General features: G+C 62.9%; 1 protein-coding gene. It reads right to left on the reverse strand.

Going from position 1 to position 769, the window contains the following annotated elements; all coding sequences use genetic code 11:
* Positions 1 to 769 (reverse strand): immunoglobulin-like domain-containing protein (locus BSF44_RS29230; RefSeq protein WP_371918304.1); only part of this gene is annotated, 769 nt, incomplete at both ends.

The following is a 769-nucleotide window of genomic DNA, read 5'->3' on the forward strand; positions in this document are numbered from 1 at the left end:
TGACCGATTCCAGTTTGTTGACGATCGCTGCCTGGCCGCCGGTGAAGACGTCGTCGGCAGCGGCGATGGTCGCCGTGCCAGTCGCGGTGTTGGCCGGGACGGTGATCTTGGTGCCGTCGGAGAGGGTGAACTCTAACGGACCGTGGTTATTGATCGGCAGGCCGGCCGCGTTGGTCAGGGTCACGGTGTAGGTGACCGAGCCGCCTTCGGCCACGGTGGATTTGTCCGCGGTCAAAGTGGCGATGACTTCGCTGACGGTGTCGGTGATGGCCACGTTGGCCGCGGTGCCGTCGATCACCAGGTTCTCGAAGGTTTTGCCGTCAACCGTTGCATCGCTGACGCCAATCGAGAGGGTCTGACCGTCCTTGTAGACGTCGTCGCCCTGCACCGGTGCGGTGTAGATGGCCGACAGCTTGCCGGCTTCAATGGTGACGGTGCCGCCATTGCTCAGGGTGACCTTGAGGTCGTGATCGAGTTTCTGGTCAAGCTTGACGGTGAAGGTCGGCGCGAGGTTTTCCTGCACACCGCCGTTGCCTTCGATGCTCACCGTGACCTGGTCGCCCTGGCCCGATGGCTCATCGGTGACAGTAGTTTTGACGTCGGTCTGGCTCAGGGTCAGTTTTTCGAAGTTGTCCGCGCCGCTGACCGATTCCAGTTTGTTGACGATCGCTGCCTGGCCGCCGGTGAACACGTCGTCGGCCGCGGCGATGGTTGCTGTGCCGGTCGCGGTGTTGGCCGGGACGGTGATCTTGGTGCCGTCGGAGAGGGT

Source organism: Pseudomonas sp. ACN8 (assembly GCF_002303925.1).
Taxonomy (GTDB): Bacteria; Pseudomonadota; Gammaproteobacteria; order Pseudomonadales; family Pseudomonadaceae; genus Aquipseudomonas.